The sequence below is a fragment of the Pseudoalteromonas sp. CO342X genome (assembly GCF_004208915.1).
Classification (GTDB): Bacteria; Pseudomonadota; Gammaproteobacteria; order Enterobacterales; family Alteromonadaceae; genus Pseudoalteromonas; species Pseudoalteromonas maricaloris.
Genome location: NZ_SGPH01000040.1, coordinates 357385 through 373331, shown reverse-complemented (window position 1 = coordinate 373331; position 15947 = coordinate 357385). Strand labels below are relative to the sequence as shown.

Genomic DNA, 15947 nt, shown 5'->3' with positions numbered 1-15947 from the left:
TGAGACCACTATGAAATTCGTACAAAAATTCACTAAACACGCTATTTTCGCAACAACACTTGCGTTAACCGCATCTGCGCATGCTGAACAAGCATTAGATTTAGATTCACTACTTAAAACCTTAGAGCAAGGTCAAACGGCACAAACAGCGCAAAACAAACAACGTGAAGCCGAGTTCAAAGCGCTGCAAAACAACCAAATCCAAATGTTGAATGCATTAACGGGTGAACGTAACCAAGCTTTGGCTAAATCTGAACGTCTAGAAACCAATTTCGAAGAAAACGAAATTAAACTGGCCAACCTAAGTGACACCCTTAGCAAGCGGATGGGGACATTAAAAGAACTATTCGGTGTGCTTCAACAAGTAGCTGGCGATAGTTCAAATAAGTTCGCAACTTCAGTTGTATCAGCTGAAATTAAAGGTCGTGATGATTACATGACTGAGCTTGCGAAAAAGATGGGCTCAACATCGCGTCTAGCATCAATCGAAGACATTGAAAAAGTCTGGTTTGAGATGCAACGTGAAATGACAGAACAAGGTAAAGTATCGCGCTTTAATACCGAAGTTATCGTAGCCGGTGGTGCCAAGCAAAATAAAGAAGTGCTTCGCGTTGGTGCATTTAACTTAATCGCTGATGGTAAATACCTGACTTACAACAACGATACACAAACACTTTCTGAACTGACTCGTCAGCCAGCGTCTCGTTTCACCTCAACAGCGGGTGAATTACAAAATGCGAAGACAGGTTCTGTTGATTTTGCCCTTGACCCAACAGGCGGCTCAATTCTCGGTCTACTAGTACAAGCGCCAAATACCGAAGAACAAGTACACCAAGGTGGCGCGGTAGGTTATGTGATCCTAGGTGTTGGTTTACTTGCACTGCTTATTGCAATTGAGCGTTTTGTATCACTCATGTTGATGGGTTCTAAAATCAACCGTCAGCTTAAAGATAGTGTTGCCCGTGACGACAACCCGCTAGGTCGTGTGATGAAAGTGAAAGAGCAATACCCAGATGTGGCTTACGATACGCTAGAACTTAAGTTAAGCGAAGCAATCCTTCGTGAGATGCCAAAGATCACTCGTAACCTAACTTTAATCAAAATTATTTCAGTCGTAGCACCGCTACTTGGTCTACTAGGTACAGTGACCGGTATGATCAACACCTTCCAAGCAATTACCTTGTTTGGTACGGGCGACCCTAAACTCATGGCTGGTGGTATTTCTCAGGCCCTTGTAACAACCGTACTTGGTCTGGTTGTCGCTATCCCAACCGTATTCCTTTACACACTACTAAACACACGTTCTCGTAACTTGCTCCTTATTCTTCAAGAGCAGAGCGCGGGGATCATTGCAGAGCGTAGCGAGAAAGGAGCGTAATCGTGGTTTTATTGCTTGATGCAATTAACGCTTTACGTGAATTCCTTGATACAGGTGGCCAGGTTCTCCTGGTCATCGGCTTCGTAACCTTCGCCATGTGGCTACTTATTCTCGAGCGCTTCATGTTTGTGTTCGGTAAATACAGAGGCTACAAAAACGAAGTCCTACAAGCTTGGAACTCTCGAAATGAGCGTAACAGTTGGAACGCAGAGCAGATAAGACAAGCAACTATCTCTCGCGTGGGGATCAAACTCAACGCCAACTTACCATATATCAATGTCATGGTGGCACTGTGTCCTTTACTAGGACTCCTAGGTACGGTAACCGGCATGATTGAAGTATTTGATGTAATGGCGATCACCGGGTCAGGCAGTGCACGTTCGATGGCATCTGGGGTATCAAAAGCAACTATCCCAACAATGGCAGGCATGGTTGGCGCGCTTTCGGGTGTATTTGCATCGACCTACCTTCAGCGTAAAGCCAAGCGTGAAGTTGAGTTGTTAGAAGATAAAATGCTACTAGACCATTAATCGGTCGTGTGAGGAAAGAATTATGAGAGCACCACTTGCAAAAGTATTCCAAGAAGAAGAAGCAGAAGAAATCAACATGACGCCAATGCTGGACGTTGTATTTATCATGCTTATCTTCTTTATTGTAACGGCCTCTTTCGTTAAAGAAGCGGGTATTGATGTTAACCGCCCTGAAGCGGCTACTGCGGTGAAAAAGCAAAGAGCCAATATCCTGGTTGCAATTTCAGATACTGGTGAAATTTGGATTAACAAACGCCAAGTAGACATCCGTGCAGTTCAAGCAAACATCGAGCGTCTTAAAGCGGAGAATCCGCAGGGTAGTGTGGTTATTCAAGCTGATAAAAAGGCAACTACTGACACGCTAATTAAAGTAATGGATGCATCACGCGCAGCTGGCGCATTTGATGTTTCGATTGCAGCACAGGAGTCATAGGAACATACCATGCGTTACTTAATTGCTTTAGTAATTGCAGGCATAGTTACCTTTTTCCTTTTCTTGGGTATGCAAGCGCTTATCCAAGGAGGGGAAGGAGCAATGACAGATCCTGTAAAAGGACAAGTACTAGATTTCGTCCGTCTTAAAAAAGAAGAGACGGTGGAGAAAAAAGAGCGTAAGCCACAAAAGCCACCAACACCTAAAGAGCCGCCTCCACCAATGGATGCACCACAGACACAGAACAACAATCTTGACGCAACAGGCGGCAACTTTGATTTCAGTGCCAATGTGGACGCTGACGTAGATTTGGCGGGTGGTTTAGCACTTGAGTCCAGTGATGGTGAATATCTGCCAATCGTTAAAGTTGCACCGGTATATCCAAGACGTGCGTTATCACGCGGAATTGAGGGGTATGTGATTGTTGAGTTCATTGTAACTAAACAAGGCACTGTGAGAAACCCTGTTGTAGTAAGCGCCGAACCGGAATCAATCTTCGACCAAGCAGCGCTTGATGCGGCATTGAAATTTAAATACAAACCTCGCGTAGTAAACGGTGAACCGGTTGAAGTTGCGGGTGTTCAAAATAAGATTTCATTTCAAATTAATGGCTAACCGTCATTAAGGATTGCGATTATGAAAATGTTTAAAAAAATTACGTTAATAAGTGCGTTATTTAGCACAGGTTTAATAGCGCCGAGTCTCATTTCGGTCATACCAAATGTTAATTTGGCAACGGCTTATGCTGACTCAGAAACTAAAACCAAGCGTGTGCCCGCGCTACGTGAAAAAGTGTATAGTCAACTGGCCCGCGCGCAAAAACTTGCAGACGATGGGCAAGTAGCAGAAGGCCTCGCCGCATTAGATTCGGTGAAAGAACGCGTTTCGAGTATGAATAGCTACGAAGTGGCAATGATGTATAACTTCTATGGCTTTATTTATTACAACGAAAACAAGCTCGACAAGGCAATCGAATCTTTCAAAGCAGTTATTGCGGAAGAATCTATTCCTGAGTCCCTGCGTCTTTCTACGACATTTAGTTTGGCTCAATTGGCCATGGCAAACAATGATTTTGAAAGCACATTATCATTCCTTGATCAGTGGAAAGAAGTTAATACGCAGGCTCCAAAAAGTAACTTTTATATTTTAAAGGCGCAAGCACAATATCAACTAAAAAAATATAATGATGCGATAAACAATATAAATACTGCGATTGATTTAGTTGAAGCCGACGGTGAACTACCAAAAGAAAACTGGTTAGTTCTTCAACGTGCGATATATTACTCATTAAATCAGCCGAAAAAAGTAGCGGATGTTTTAGAGAAAATGGTTACCCTTTATGACAAACCACAATACTGGGTCCAGCTTGGTGGTATGTACGGTGAGATAGGTGCCGAGAAAAAACAGCTTGCAACATTTGAAACTGCGAAGCAAAGGGGCTTTATAAAATCAAAATCTGATTATATGCAACTTGCTCAAGTCTATTTAATGAACGCCTTGCCTTTTAAAGCAGCGGAAGCACTCGATAACGGAATAAAAGCAGGTGTCGTTGAAGACAGCGCCAAAAACTTAACTTTTATCGCAGAAGCTTTCGTTCAAGCAAGAGAAGATAAAAAGTCACTACCTTTCTTCCTAGCAGCAACTGAAAAAGTTGAACATGGTAATTTAGATCAGAGACTTGCAGAGATCTACTTAAATCTTGAAAAGTATGATGAAGCCGCAGATCACGCCCGACTTGCTCTCAATAAAGGCGATTTAACGTTTGAGTCTAACGCCTATGTTGCACTTGGAATGGCACAGTTTAACCTGCAAAACTTTGATGCTTCTATATTGGCATTCGAACAAGCTGAAAAGCACAAAAAATCAGCAAACCTCGCTAAACAATGGATTAAATATGTGAAGCGAGAAAAAGTTCATGCTGAAACATTAAAACAAGCTTTATTATAATATTTTATAATCGCAACACCAAAGCCGCCTTCGGGCGGTTTTTTTATTTTTAAAAGTTCCAATTTTTATTATGAAGATTTAATTACAATCATTTTGTGTAATCTTCGTGTAATAAAACCCCATTAATTTAGTCACATCATTTAAACACAGTAAAAAAATAATTTTTTAAAAGTCTACTATTGGAGTTAGCAATGGAACTAAAAAACCTCTTCAGAGTCTCTGCAATCGTCGCTGCTATGGCACTTACTGGTTGTGGTGGTGACATCGAAGTTACACCTACTGTAAACGATAACAGCACTAACAATTCAAACAATACAACAAACAATGGCGATTCAGGCGGTGATACAGGTGGCGATACTGGCACAACTAACCCTTGTACAACTCGCGCTGTAGGAAGCACTGAAGTTCAAGGTACGTTCCAAGCACCACACTGTGTATACGGCACTGACTTTGCTTCTAAATCACTAGAAGTACAAGCTGATGTGACATTCAAAAAGCTTGAGAATGGTGGCGCTCACGTATTCAAAGGTGCACTTTTAATCGGTAAAGATTGTAACACGTCAACAGGTTGTACAATCGAAGCGAACGGCCCAACACTAACTGTAGAGCCAGGTGCAGTAATGGCATTCACTTCTGGTGAGTCAGTGGTTCGTATCGCGCGTGGTGCGAAAATCAACGCAGTTGGTACTGCAGCTGAGCCAATTCGTTTCACTTCAGCAGCGGAATTTGACGCATTTAACCTAGCAGGTATCGGTCCACAGTTTGCTGACTGGGGTGGTATCATGGTTAACGGTTTTGGTATCACAAACGAATGTACTGATGCAGAGCGTGATGGCGACCTTTGTAATGCTGATTCTGAAGGTGTAACAAGCTACTATGGCGGTAAAAACAACGCAGATAGCAGCGGTCAAATCAAATATGCACACATTTGGTATGCAGGTTCTGGTCCTCGTGATGGCGGCCCTGGGGACGACTTAAACTCACTAACACTGAATGCTGTGGGTTCTGGTTCAAGCTTCGAATTCCTTCACATTCACCAAGGTTTTGACGATGGTATCGAATTCTTCGGTGGTGCTGCAAACATCAAAAATATCGTAGTAACAGATACTCAAGATGATGGTATCGACGTTGATGCGGGCTGGCAAGGTAAAGGTCAGTTTATTGTTGTTAAGCACGGTACGATTAAAACTAAACGTGACGTTACTTATGCTGATGATAAAGGCGACGCGGTACTAATCCCTGCAGGTACAGAAGGCTTCATGGGTAATAACGGTTTTGAAACCGATGGTGAAAAAGCAGCAGGTCCTGATTATAGTCAAGCACCGGCATCTACGCTTAACTTTGCTAACGTAACTGTATTAACAACTGATGGTAACTCTATTCGCGACAATGGTGCATCACAAGGCATGAAGTTTGATGATGCTATCCGTGGTATGTACTACAACACGCTAATCGTAAAAGCTGAAGCTTCAAATGGCACTGAATGTCTAGAATTCAAAGACCCAGATGCAGCTGCAAACGCTGAAGCTGATACGCTTAATTATGTAAGCTCTGTACTTGCTTGTGCAGCGAACTTTAAAAATGGTTCTGAGCCATTACCTGCAGGTGAAGGTAAAGAAGATTGGTTTGTTAACGCAGGTTCTAACCAAATTCTAAACGGTGCAGCTGACGTACTTGCAGCAGACGGCTTCTCAACAAATTCAAGCTCTACCGCTATCACTGTAGAAGCAAACGACCTAAGCAGCCTAAATGATAACTTCTTCACGACTGTTGATTACATTGGTGCGGTATCTGATAAAGATACATCTTCTGAATGGTATCAGTGGGTTAAGAAAGCAATTGAGGTTTCAAACGCTGACTAATTATCCGTAATGACCTTAGTTATTACAATTAAGGCGCAGTCATTGCGCCTTTTTTATGATTTTTGGCAGGATTGCATATGGATACTCAAATGAAATTTAAAAAAGTTGCTTTAGCCATCAGTACGGCACTCACAGTCGCAACTTCTCTACCAAGCGTTGCAGAAGAACAGGCAATCGAAGAAGTTGTTGCGGTAGGTACTCGTTTGCAAGGTAGTGCTGCGGCGGTAATTGAAGAACGTAAAAACCAAGCCTTCGTTGCGGATATCTTAGGCGCAGAGCAGCTATCTAGAACAGGTGATAGTGATGCAGCATCCGCGCTACGTCGTGTTACCGGTCTTACGTTAGTTGACGGCAAGTTTATCTATGTTCGTGGTCTAGGTGAGCGTTACTCAAGTGCTCGCCTGAATGGTGCCGCAGTACCGAGCCCGGACTTAACCCGAAACGTTATTCCACTCGATATTTTTCCAGCGAGCATTATTGAAAGTCTAGCGGTACAAAAAGCTTATTCTCCGTCAATGCCTGCTGCATTCGGTGGTGGTAACATCGATATCCGTACTAAGTCTGTACCATCGGAGTTCACCGCGGGTATTGAGGTAGGTATTGGCCAAAACTTTAATTCTGATAAAGGCTTTACCTACAGCGGAACCGCGGAAGGTATACCTCAAGTACTACAAGATGCAGTTGTAAGATATCGTGGTAACTTTGACATCGGTGAAGTTGTAGACAAAAACGGTTTCAAAGATAAAGACGGGCTAACACGTGCGGATCAAGCAATTGACGTGATCAAAGGTTTTGTGTCATCACTTCCTCGCGATATTCAAGTCAAAGAAGAGTCCCTAGATCCAAACTTTGATGTAAAAGCCAACATTGGCAATAGTTTCCAAGAAGATTGGTTAGGCGGCACGATAGGCTTTATGCTTGCGGGTTCCTATGACAACGATTGGAATTACAGCGACCGCACAACAGGCGTTATTGACGACACATTAGCTGAAAACTGTACTTCAAAACTAGAAACCGCAGAAGACACAGCCAATTCCTGTTATGTGACACTTAAAGAATCTAAAGTAACGACTGAGACTGAACGCCTAAATGGTGTATTCAATATCGGTTACCGCTTAGATCAGCATAGCATTACTTATTCTAAGATTTATCTCGAAGATAACGAAACCGAATCAGAGTTTTCCGTGTTACAAAGCCCTAACGGTAGTACCGTTAGAACTATAGCGGGAACAGGTGCGGCACAGCGTTCACATCAGTTTGATTACGAAGAACGCACATTGGATATCGACCAAGTGATTGGTCAACACACGTTCCTCGATTACTGGGGGATAGGCTTTGACTGGCAGTATACAGAGTCAAAAGCGCAAACCGATATTCCAACAGAAATCGACTTTAAGTTTATTGATAACTATGACGAAGACGGTTCTTATAAAAACTCTATCGTTACCGGTGATGATAACCGTATAACGTACGCCTTTACAGACATGGAAGACAACGTAAAGTCTTACAGCGGCAATGTCACCTTACCGTTAACCTTCGAGGGCATAGAAATTACCCTTAAAGGTGGTTACGACTTTATGGATAGAGCGCGTGTTTACAATACCAGTAACTTCGTTGTAAATAACAAAAGTGGCATATCCATCCCAGTAAACTTTGATGAATCAGAGATCTATGGATTATCGGGTTATCTTGACGATGAGTTTTTGAACAACAACACTTTCTTGTTGACCTTCAACGAACCTCAGGCACCAGCGGCCGACGATTATATCGCGGCTCAAAAGATTGATGCGGGCTATGGTGAGTTTGATATCTTCTTTGATAATACCTGGCGTATTAGTGGTGGTATTCGTTACGAAGACTTTAAACAGGTGTCACTTGCGACATCGAGTCTGATCTTCGACCGCGTAACAATGGAAACGATTTACGACGAAGAGCGCATTTTAGCTGGTACCGTTAACGAAGATAACTTCTTTAACGCACTATCGCTAACGTATCTTTCAGACGGTAACTATCAAGTACGTTTTGGTTATGGTGAAACCACTGTACGTCCAGACTTACGTGAGTTAGTACCGGTTGCCTACTATGATCCATTAACCGATATTCGCACCTTCGGTGTAGCTGGCCTTAAGAGTAGCGACCTGAAAAACTATGACGCGCGCTTTGAATACTATATGGATAATGGCGATAACTTCTCAGTTGCGGCATTCTATAAAGATATTACGGCGCCAATAGAAACTATCTTGCGCGTTGGTGATGAAGACTATACAGCAACCTTCGTAAACGGTGAGGAAGGTGAAGTATACGGTATCGAAGCCGAATGGTTATACGACTTATCGGGCCTTGCGAGTGGCTTCTTTACGTCAGGTAACATCACCCTGAGTGATTCTGAAGTATCGATAGATCCTGCTCGTGCTGGTAACTTAACCAACCCAACGAAGCGTATGACGGGTCACTCAGAGTATGTAGTTAATATGCAATTAAACTATGACTCGGCTGATGGTCAACACAGTGGTTCATTAGTGTATAACGTCTTTGGTGAGCGTATTTTGGCTTCAGGGATCGGCGGTAGAGATGATGCTTATGAGCAACCATTCCACTCACTTGACCTAGTATATACTTGGTATCCTGACTTTAACTCTAAAGTTAAATTTAAAGTCAAGAACTTGCTAAATGAAGATCAAGAAGTAACTCAATCTGACGTAGTGGTGCGACAAAAAGATGTCGGTACCTCTGTTAGCCTGAGCTACAGCTACGAGTTCTAAAGAACAACTAAGCTTTAACCAAAGCCAAGGTCAGCCTTGGCTTTTTTGATCTTTATCAATCTTCGAGATATTTTTTCCCATTAATTCATTATTCCATGGACTAAGTTCTGTAACTTTGTGTATAGTTGGTCTATATAAAAATATATCCAAATACTTCAGTAGGTTACTAGGTTGTTAATATACTTGTCATATTGAACCAGTAACATTATTTAAGAGCTTTAAAAACAAAACCATAGCTCGTTTCGTACCGAGTTCTTGTTGACGCAAATGCGTTTAATTAGGACAACCTTTACATGTTGTATCCAAACCCCGCCATGCGGGGTTTTTTATTTATTAAATTCCTAATTTCTAGCTAGTCCACCGCGTATTCTTTTGCTATGGTAGCCATCTAGACATACGACTCACGCAATGATCCGTATAATCAAGAATTAAGGCACATAACATGAAAAAAGTAGGACTCGTCGGCTGGCGTGGAATGGTTGGCTCCGTGCTAATGGAGCGTATGCAGCAAGAAAATGACTTTGATGTCATTGATCCACACTTCTTTACTACCTCACAAGCAGGTCAACTCGGCCCCGTTGTTGAAGGCGGTGGTGAGCCAAAGCCGCTTCAAGACGCAAGCGATATTCAATCGCTTAGCGAAATGGATATTATCATCTCCTGCCAAGGCGGAGATTATACCAAATCTGTATATCCTTCATTGCGTGAACAGGGCTGGGAAGGCTATTGGATAGATGCAGCCTCAGCACTGAGAATGGAAAAAGACAGTATTATTGTGCTTGACCCTGTCAACAAAGATGTCATTCAACAAGGTCTTGAACAAGGTGTAAAAACCTTTGTCGGTGGTAATTGCACGGTTTCTCTTATGCTACTTGCGCTTGGTGGTTTATTCGAGCAAGACTTAATAGAGTGGGTGAGCCCGATGACCTATCAAGCGGCATCAGGTGCAGGCGCAAGAAATATGCGTGAACTCATCAATCAAATGGGTGAGATCCACAGCTCGGTTAAAGCACAACTTGACGACCCAAGTTCAGCCATCTTAGAAATCGATAAGCTAGTGGCAGAAAAAATCAAAGATGAATCTTTACCACAAGATCAATTTGGTGTGCCGTTAGCCGGCAGCTTAATTCCATGGATTGACGTTCCAATGCCGTCTGGTCAAAGTAAAGAAGAATGGAAAGCACAAGTAGAAGCAAACAAAATCCTTGGCTCGTCAAAACAGCCTATTCCTATCGACGGGTTGTGCGTACGAATTGGCGCGATGCGCTGTCATTCACAAGCGCTCACCATCAAGTTACGTGAAAATCGAAGCGTCGAAGAAATAGAGGAAATTCTAGCGGCGCATAATGAATGGGTTCGCGTCATTCCAAATGAGCGTGATATTACGGCAAAAGAGCTAACTCCGGTAAATGTTACTGGCACACTGAGTATTCCTGTAGGCAGGATAAGAAAGCTCACAATGGGTGAAAAATATATCAGTGCATTTACTGTTGGTGATCAACTTTTATGGGGGGCGGCAGAGCCACTTCGTAGAATGTTAAGGATCATTACAGGTTAATTTCTAAAGGCGCCGTTGGCGCCTTTTGTTTTTTTAATCGATGACTTTTGTAAGACCGATTAAGGCATTTTCACTCTCACCATCGTGGCATTTAATGTTCCCGCCATCTCTGTTTTCAATAACAAGGCTATACACAGTACGATACTTTTCACCTTCACGGATAGCATCCAGTACAGGCCCTAACAGATAGTGCTGTTCTGGATAGATCACAACAGGCTCAAGGTCGAAACCAGACTCACGCTCAAACCTTACTTCATAACGGTTGTCACCTTTTGAGTAAAGGTCGTACACGATGCCTTTACACGTAAATATGACCGCATATGACTTTAATGAGATAAGCGCAAGGCTCACTAACATTAGTTTGATAAATCCTTTCATACATTCCTCTATTTAATTTTGACGCCAATACCATTATTAGCAACAAGAAGGTAGCAACACTGCATTACCATTTGTTTTCAGAAAAATTACTTCAAGTAACATTTATCATATCCTTACTGCCTCAAAACGCTAATTCAATTACGATGTTTGTTACAAAATATCTCACCTTAATTTTGTTGGACTATAGTTACCTTGATTAAACAATAATCTACGCTCGCGCTACGGAGAGACGAATGGGTATTTTGAAAAGATTTTCGATTATGCAGCTCACGATGATAAGTTCTTTCTCACTGCTTGCATTTTTACTATTTTTAGTTGGCAAAAACGTTTTGAATAACTGGAGACAGTACAATGCGGCCGATCAAGATATCAACTATGTCGTTTTACTCGACGCCATTGAGAAAGTAGCGCATCACCATGCGGTAGAGCGCGGCTTAACGGCAGGGTTCCTTGGTAATCCAAGTAGTGATAACAAACGAAAGGTCGACGCGCAACGTGAAATTGCCGACCAAACAATATCAACGCTTAAGAGTATTCACTCTTCACTGTTTCTTAAAGATAAAAATGTGCGAAAATGGTTACCTTATATTTTTGAAGTGGAAGCCGATAAGAACCGCGTAAGAGGTGAGGTTGACAGGAAGAATAGCAGTAATGCCTTTGCTTACTACAGCAAACTTAATCAAGTTTCATTAAACACAGCAGCAAAAATTCAAGCCTACGTATCAGATAGAACCCTATCTTCTGAACTTTCTATTGCTTTCCTTATTGCCCAAAGTAAAGAGCGCCTTGGACAGATCCGTGGCAAAGTGAATGGCGTGCTTGCGAAAAAAGCAATGTCATACACCCTCAAAGACGATATCAAGTACTATCGCCAACAGCTAGAGATGTCATTACATCAATTAGAAACCGCACTCGAAGGTACAGGCCAAAGCAACGTACAAACTATTTTATCTTCAAGCGAGGCAAAAGCGTTCAATCAAATTCTTGATACTCTTGAAAGCCAAGGGGAAGTTGACTTTAGTCGCTTACCTTCAAGTGCCGAGTGGTTTTCTGCTGCGACAAGTTTAATCGGTAAGTTCAAGACCAAACTCGATTCCGTATGGGAAATAACAATTAAAGATAGCCAAAAGCACAAATCAGATATCGCATTTGAAAGTATCTTAATGTTTGTGCTTTTTGTCGTCGTTCTCAGCTTTATCGCGCTCGTCAACTTTCACCTCATTCGCTCATTACGCTCGGAGCTTTCACAATTAACGAGCATATTAAAACGCGTAGCTGAAGAGGGCGACTTAACTTTAGATATGCGCTTAAACACGCGCGACGAACTTGGGCAAATCTCCGAGTCAATTTACAATACGATTTATGCGTTTAAAGATTTAATGGTTGGCTTAGCCAAGTCGGTGCAGGTAGGTACAAGGCTTGGCGAAAAAATGCATTTAGCAGCCTCTAACGTCAATGAGGATGCACAAAAAACCCAAGGCATGGCATCTTCTATTGCGGTTGCAATAGAAGAAATGGCCGCAACCAGCCAAGAAATCGCAAAACTCGCGCAAGATACACTGGATGCCAGCGACCAACTTAACATCGAATCACAACAGTTACTTGCAGACAACCAAAAGAACTTAGACACTATGAAAACCCTCTCGACGAGTATGAACGCCGTCGACGAGATGGCCGCGAGTATGGAAAAGCAGGTTTCTGAGATAAATACTATCTTGGACTCCATTCGCAGTGTTGCCGAGCAAACTAACTTGCTTGCACTCAATGCCGCAATAGAAGCAGCCCGCGCAGGCGAGCACGGTCGTGGCTTTGCAGTTGTAGCCGATGAAGTGCGTGGACTTGCAAACAACAGTAAACAATCTTCAGAGCAAATTTCCACACTGTTACTTAGCTTGTCAGAAATAAGCCAAAGCGTTGTTAAATCAATCAGAGAAAACACACTGCTCACACAAAATACCATGAACGAAGTAGAAGAAACGCGTAAAGTATCGCTCAGAGTAAACGAACACAGTTCGCATGTTGAAAAGCTAACGACCTCAGTTGCCACCGCAGCCTGCGAACAATCAGAAGTCGCCGCCGATATATCACAAAACACCTCCGCAGTGCTTGAAGCCGCAAACCATGAATTAGATACATCGAAAGCGTTAAATGAATTGTTTAAAGATATGAAACTAAATAGCGATACGCTACAACGCACAATGGATATATTTAAAATTGATAAGAGCTAGCACCCGATGAATATTCGAGAGTTCAGCGAGAACGATTATCCAAGAGTTTTGGAGATCTATTCAAAATCTAAGCTGGATGAGCTTCGTTTTGAGAAAAAGACATTTAAGCTCTTACCTCTAGAAGATGATGAAAAGAGACTATCTGCACTAAAGGAATCAAAGATATACGTTTTTGATGATGGGAATATTCTTGGTTTTGGAGCAATATTTGGGTCAGAGATTAGAGCACTATTTGTTTGCCCTAGTGCTAGAGGAAACGGAATCGGAAGAAAAATACTTGAATTCCTTTTGTCACAAATATGCGGCAAGGCGAACCTTTTTGTCGCCAAGACAAATGAGCCTGCTAAGGAGTTATACAAGGCATACGGATTCGAAGTGTCTGATGAATTTCTCACTGAATATAATGGCGAGTCAGTGTATGCGAATGAAATGGTTCGCATAAAAGGGCAGTACTAGTAAGACGAAGTAATATGAACTTCAGATAGCTCGAACGTGTACTTTGGCGTTTTCAGCTAATACGTGTCGCAAACGAAAGTTAGCGCTGAAGGTCGCGCGGGTAAATATACGCAAGGCAGAGCGAACAAGTTATCAAAGCTTAAATTCGAAGGCGAGTTAAACCTATAAGGTCATATATATAATAAACACATGAAATAAGTTCTCTATCGGTCAAGCAACGCGTAAAAAACGGGCGTCGTTTATTTAACCGATACCGAATGTCTTCTTTAAAGTCTTTCTAGTTGCTTGAACGATTCAGAATGGCATCAAACCAACAGTTATAAGAGTCTATCAATATACCCTGACAGCCAAAGTCTGAGCTTAACGAACCAAGCTCAGACATTACCAATCGCTATTATTCCCCCAAATCCAGAATATAGGCGGCACCTGAGCCTTCTCCTTTGTCATCGCAGTGGGGAGTTGCGATGATGGCGGTGTTATTTGAAACCGCAATATTCCAACCAAACCTATCTTCTGGCGCTGCATCATTGGCAAATACCTTAGACGCATATTGCCATTGGCCTTGTTGTTTTTTGTATAGATAAAGTGCCCCCGCGTTATTACCTTTTTCATCATGGTGCATGGCGGTGATAAACGCCATGTCCTTACTTAACGCAACACCGCGTGCAAATCTATCATCCGCTTTGGCATCTGGAGCCACTAATTTTTGAGTTTGTGTCCATTTATCATTTGTTCTCTCAAACAGATAAGCAGAGCCGGCATCTTTACCTATCCCATCGATATCATCTCTTCTGGCAGAAATAAGGGCTGTATCTCCAAAAATAGCCACGCGAACACCAAAAATATCGGTGTTCCCACCATCATTTGCCATCAGTTTTGCTTGCGAATTCCACTTTTTACCATCGAATTGATAAACATAAACCGCACCAGCTTTTTCTGCTTTTTCATCATTCAAATCTGCGCCGACTAAAATGGTATCGCCATCTATTGCTACGCTAATTCCGAATAAGTCTCCATCAGCGCCATCCCTTGCCGTCAACTTTGACTGAAAATGCCAGCTATTGTTTTCTCTCTCGTATACATACGCTGAACCTGAGTCTTTGTGTGGCGCATCGCTATGTGGTGCACCGATCACTAAAAATTGCTCGGTGAGGGCAATGCTTTGTCCAAAGGCATCACCCGCTTTTGCATCGTTGGCGGTTAAAATTTGTTTTTGTACCCAGCTATTTTCTGTGCGCTCAAAAGCAAACACCGCACCGGCATTTTCTCCTCTATCGTCCCGATTTATAGCACCAAGCATGGCAATATTATTCTTAAGGGCAACATTGCCGCCAAGCGTGTCGCCTGCATTGGCAGGCTGCGCGATGAGCTTTGCTTGTTGCTGCCAGCCAGACGCACCTAGCGTGTATAGGTAAGCCGCACCAATATCCTGACTCGTATTTGCATCCACTTTATGGGCACCAACTAATGCAGTTGTGCCGTCTATCGCTACGCTATAACCAAACTGATCTTCTGCTTTACCGTCATCGGCTAACAACTTTTGCTGCACAGCCATACTTTGACAGGCTATCACTAACGCCAAACTAGGGAAGTATTTTAAAATAGAGGAGGAGGGGGCTTTCATCATTATTCTTTTTGTTTTCGATATAGGGAATCAACATAGTATTCCACTGCTTACGACTTAACAAGAGGATGTGTTCTTAAGTTTTTTTTGTTGGCGAGAAGGATTGATAAGCGTCTGGAGCAGTGACATTTTGCGATGGTAATAATGAGTTTCAGCATCTAATTCTAGAACAACCAAAACCCATCATATAAAACAATAAACTAAACCTTATCCAAGCCAATATTGACCAAAAAGTAGAGGTAGTTCAGCCTTTAACTGTTTTGGTTTATTTTTAAATTTTTTACCTTGCGGCGGAAAGTTCACGACACTGTGATATGGGAGTTCGTCTTGATTTTTTTCTTCAAAAAGCAACCCTGCAACTAAATCTAATTCGTCAATAAACGGGTAGGGCAGGTCGTCTTTATTCGGAATAGCAAACTTATTAGCTAATTCGTCTGGTTCCGCAGTGAGTACGCTTACCGCTTCAGGGCCGCGACTAATGATCCAATTACAAAAATCTAAGAAGTCATATTCGCTATTACAGCCTGCAATCACGTAGGCCACTTTCCAGTTATCCCAATGCCACAGTGCTCTTAGTTCTTTGGTATATAATGCATCGAACTGAGCAATTTCTTCTGAACTTAGCGGTGATAAACGCGTTTTTAAATATTCATTATCGTTTGAATGATCGGGAGCGGTGACAAGCTGCCAGAAGCGTTCGAGTTCCATGTGCGTAATCTAACTTGATAAAAACGAGATTATAGCCAGTAACCTAATGAGAGTAAATCGAAGCCGCCATGCAAAGTAACTGC

The 15947-nt window shown here is 42.4% G+C and carries 13 protein-coding genes; 10 read left to right on the top strand and 3 right to left on the bottom strand.

What is annotated here, in order from left to right; translation table 11 throughout:
- Positions 1 to 10 precede the first annotated feature (10 nt).
- From EXT47_RS20550 to asd, 8 genes are all read left to right on the top strand, one after another.
- Positions 11 to 1378 (top strand): MotA/TolQ/ExbB proton channel family protein, encoded by a 1368-nt coding sequence (locus tag EXT47_RS20550; protein ID WP_130127445.1) that lies wholly within the window; start codon positions 11 to 13, stop codon positions 1376 to 1378.
- 2 nt (positions 1379 to 1380) lie between these two features.
- A complete protein-coding gene (locus EXT47_RS20545) occupies positions 1381 to 1908 on the top strand; it encodes a MotA/TolQ/ExbB proton channel family protein (protein ID WP_010378705.1) in 528 nt (175 codons plus the stop codon).
- A 22-nt stretch (positions 1909 to 1930) separates the two neighbouring features.
- Entirely contained in the window at positions 1931 to 2341 is a 411-nt protein-coding gene (locus EXT47_RS20540; RefSeq protein ID WP_010378708.1) for a biopolymer transporter ExbD, read from the top strand.
- 9 nt (positions 2342 to 2350) lie between these two features.
- Positions 2351 to 2956 carry an energy transducer TonB gene (locus EXT47_RS20535; protein ID WP_010378710.1) on the top strand — a complete coding sequence of 202 codons (606 nt, stop codon included), beginning with the start codon at positions 2351 to 2353 and terminating at the stop codon, positions 2954 to 2956.
- A gap of 21 nt (positions 2957 to 2977) precedes the next feature.
- A complete protein-coding gene (locus tag EXT47_RS20530) occupies positions 2978 to 4288 on the top strand; it encodes a lipopolysaccharide assembly protein LapB (protein WP_069019192.1) in 1311 nt (436 codons plus the stop codon).
- A gap of 191 nt (positions 4289 to 4479) precedes the next feature.
- Entirely contained in the window at positions 4480 to 6150 is a 1671-nt protein-coding gene (locus EXT47_RS20525; protein ID WP_039495305.1) for a hypothetical protein, read from the top strand.
- Between the two features lie 77 nt (positions 6151 to 6227).
- The gene (locus EXT47_RS20520; protein WP_130127444.1) at positions 6228 to 8912 is read left to right on the top strand and encodes a TonB-dependent receptor; all 2685 of its coding nucleotides are present in this window, start codon (positions 6228 to 6230) and stop codon (positions 8910 to 8912) included.
- 442 nt (positions 8913 to 9354) lie between these two features.
- A complete protein-coding gene (gene asd / locus EXT47_RS20515; RefSeq protein ID WP_039495302.1) occupies positions 9355 to 10470 on the top strand; it encodes an aspartate-semialdehyde dehydrogenase in 1116 nt (371 codons plus the stop codon).
- Positions 10471 to 10503: 33 nt separating this feature from the next.
- Here the strand turns inward: asd and EXT47_RS20510 are convergent, their stop codons facing one another.
- Positions 10504 to 10848: a hypothetical protein gene (locus EXT47_RS20510; RefSeq protein WP_017216849.1), complete on the bottom strand. Its 345-nt coding sequence runs from the start codon at positions 10846 to 10848 to the stop codon at positions 10504 to 10506.
- Between the two features lie 233 nt (positions 10849 to 11081).
- Here EXT47_RS20510 and EXT47_RS20505 point away from each other — a divergent pair, with 233 nt between their 5' ends.
- Positions 11082 to 13076 (top strand): methyl-accepting chemotaxis protein, encoded by a 1995-nt coding sequence (locus tag EXT47_RS20505; RefSeq protein ID WP_130127443.1) that lies wholly within the window; start codon positions 11082 to 11084, stop codon positions 13074 to 13076.
- 6 nt (positions 13077 to 13082) lie between these two features.
- On the top strand, positions 13083 to 13532 hold the full coding sequence (locus tag EXT47_RS20500) for a GNAT family N-acetyltransferase (RefSeq protein ID WP_130127442.1): 450 nt from the start codon (positions 13083 to 13085) through the stop codon (positions 13530 to 13532).
- Positions 13533 to 13926: 394 nt separating this feature from the next.
- Here the strand turns inward: EXT47_RS20500 and EXT47_RS20495 are convergent, their stop codons facing one another.
- A complete protein-coding gene (locus EXT47_RS20495; RefSeq protein WP_240701641.1) occupies positions 13927 to 15159 on the bottom strand; it encodes an FG-GAP repeat protein in 1233 nt (410 codons plus the stop codon).
- Between the two features lie 204 nt (positions 15160 to 15363).
- Complete coding sequence (locus EXT47_RS20490; RefSeq protein ID WP_039495293.1) at positions 15364 to 15864, bottom strand: DUF4240 domain-containing protein; 501 nt, start codon at positions 15862 to 15864, stop codon at positions 15364 to 15366.
- Between the last annotated feature and the right edge of the window lie 83 nt (positions 15865 to 15947).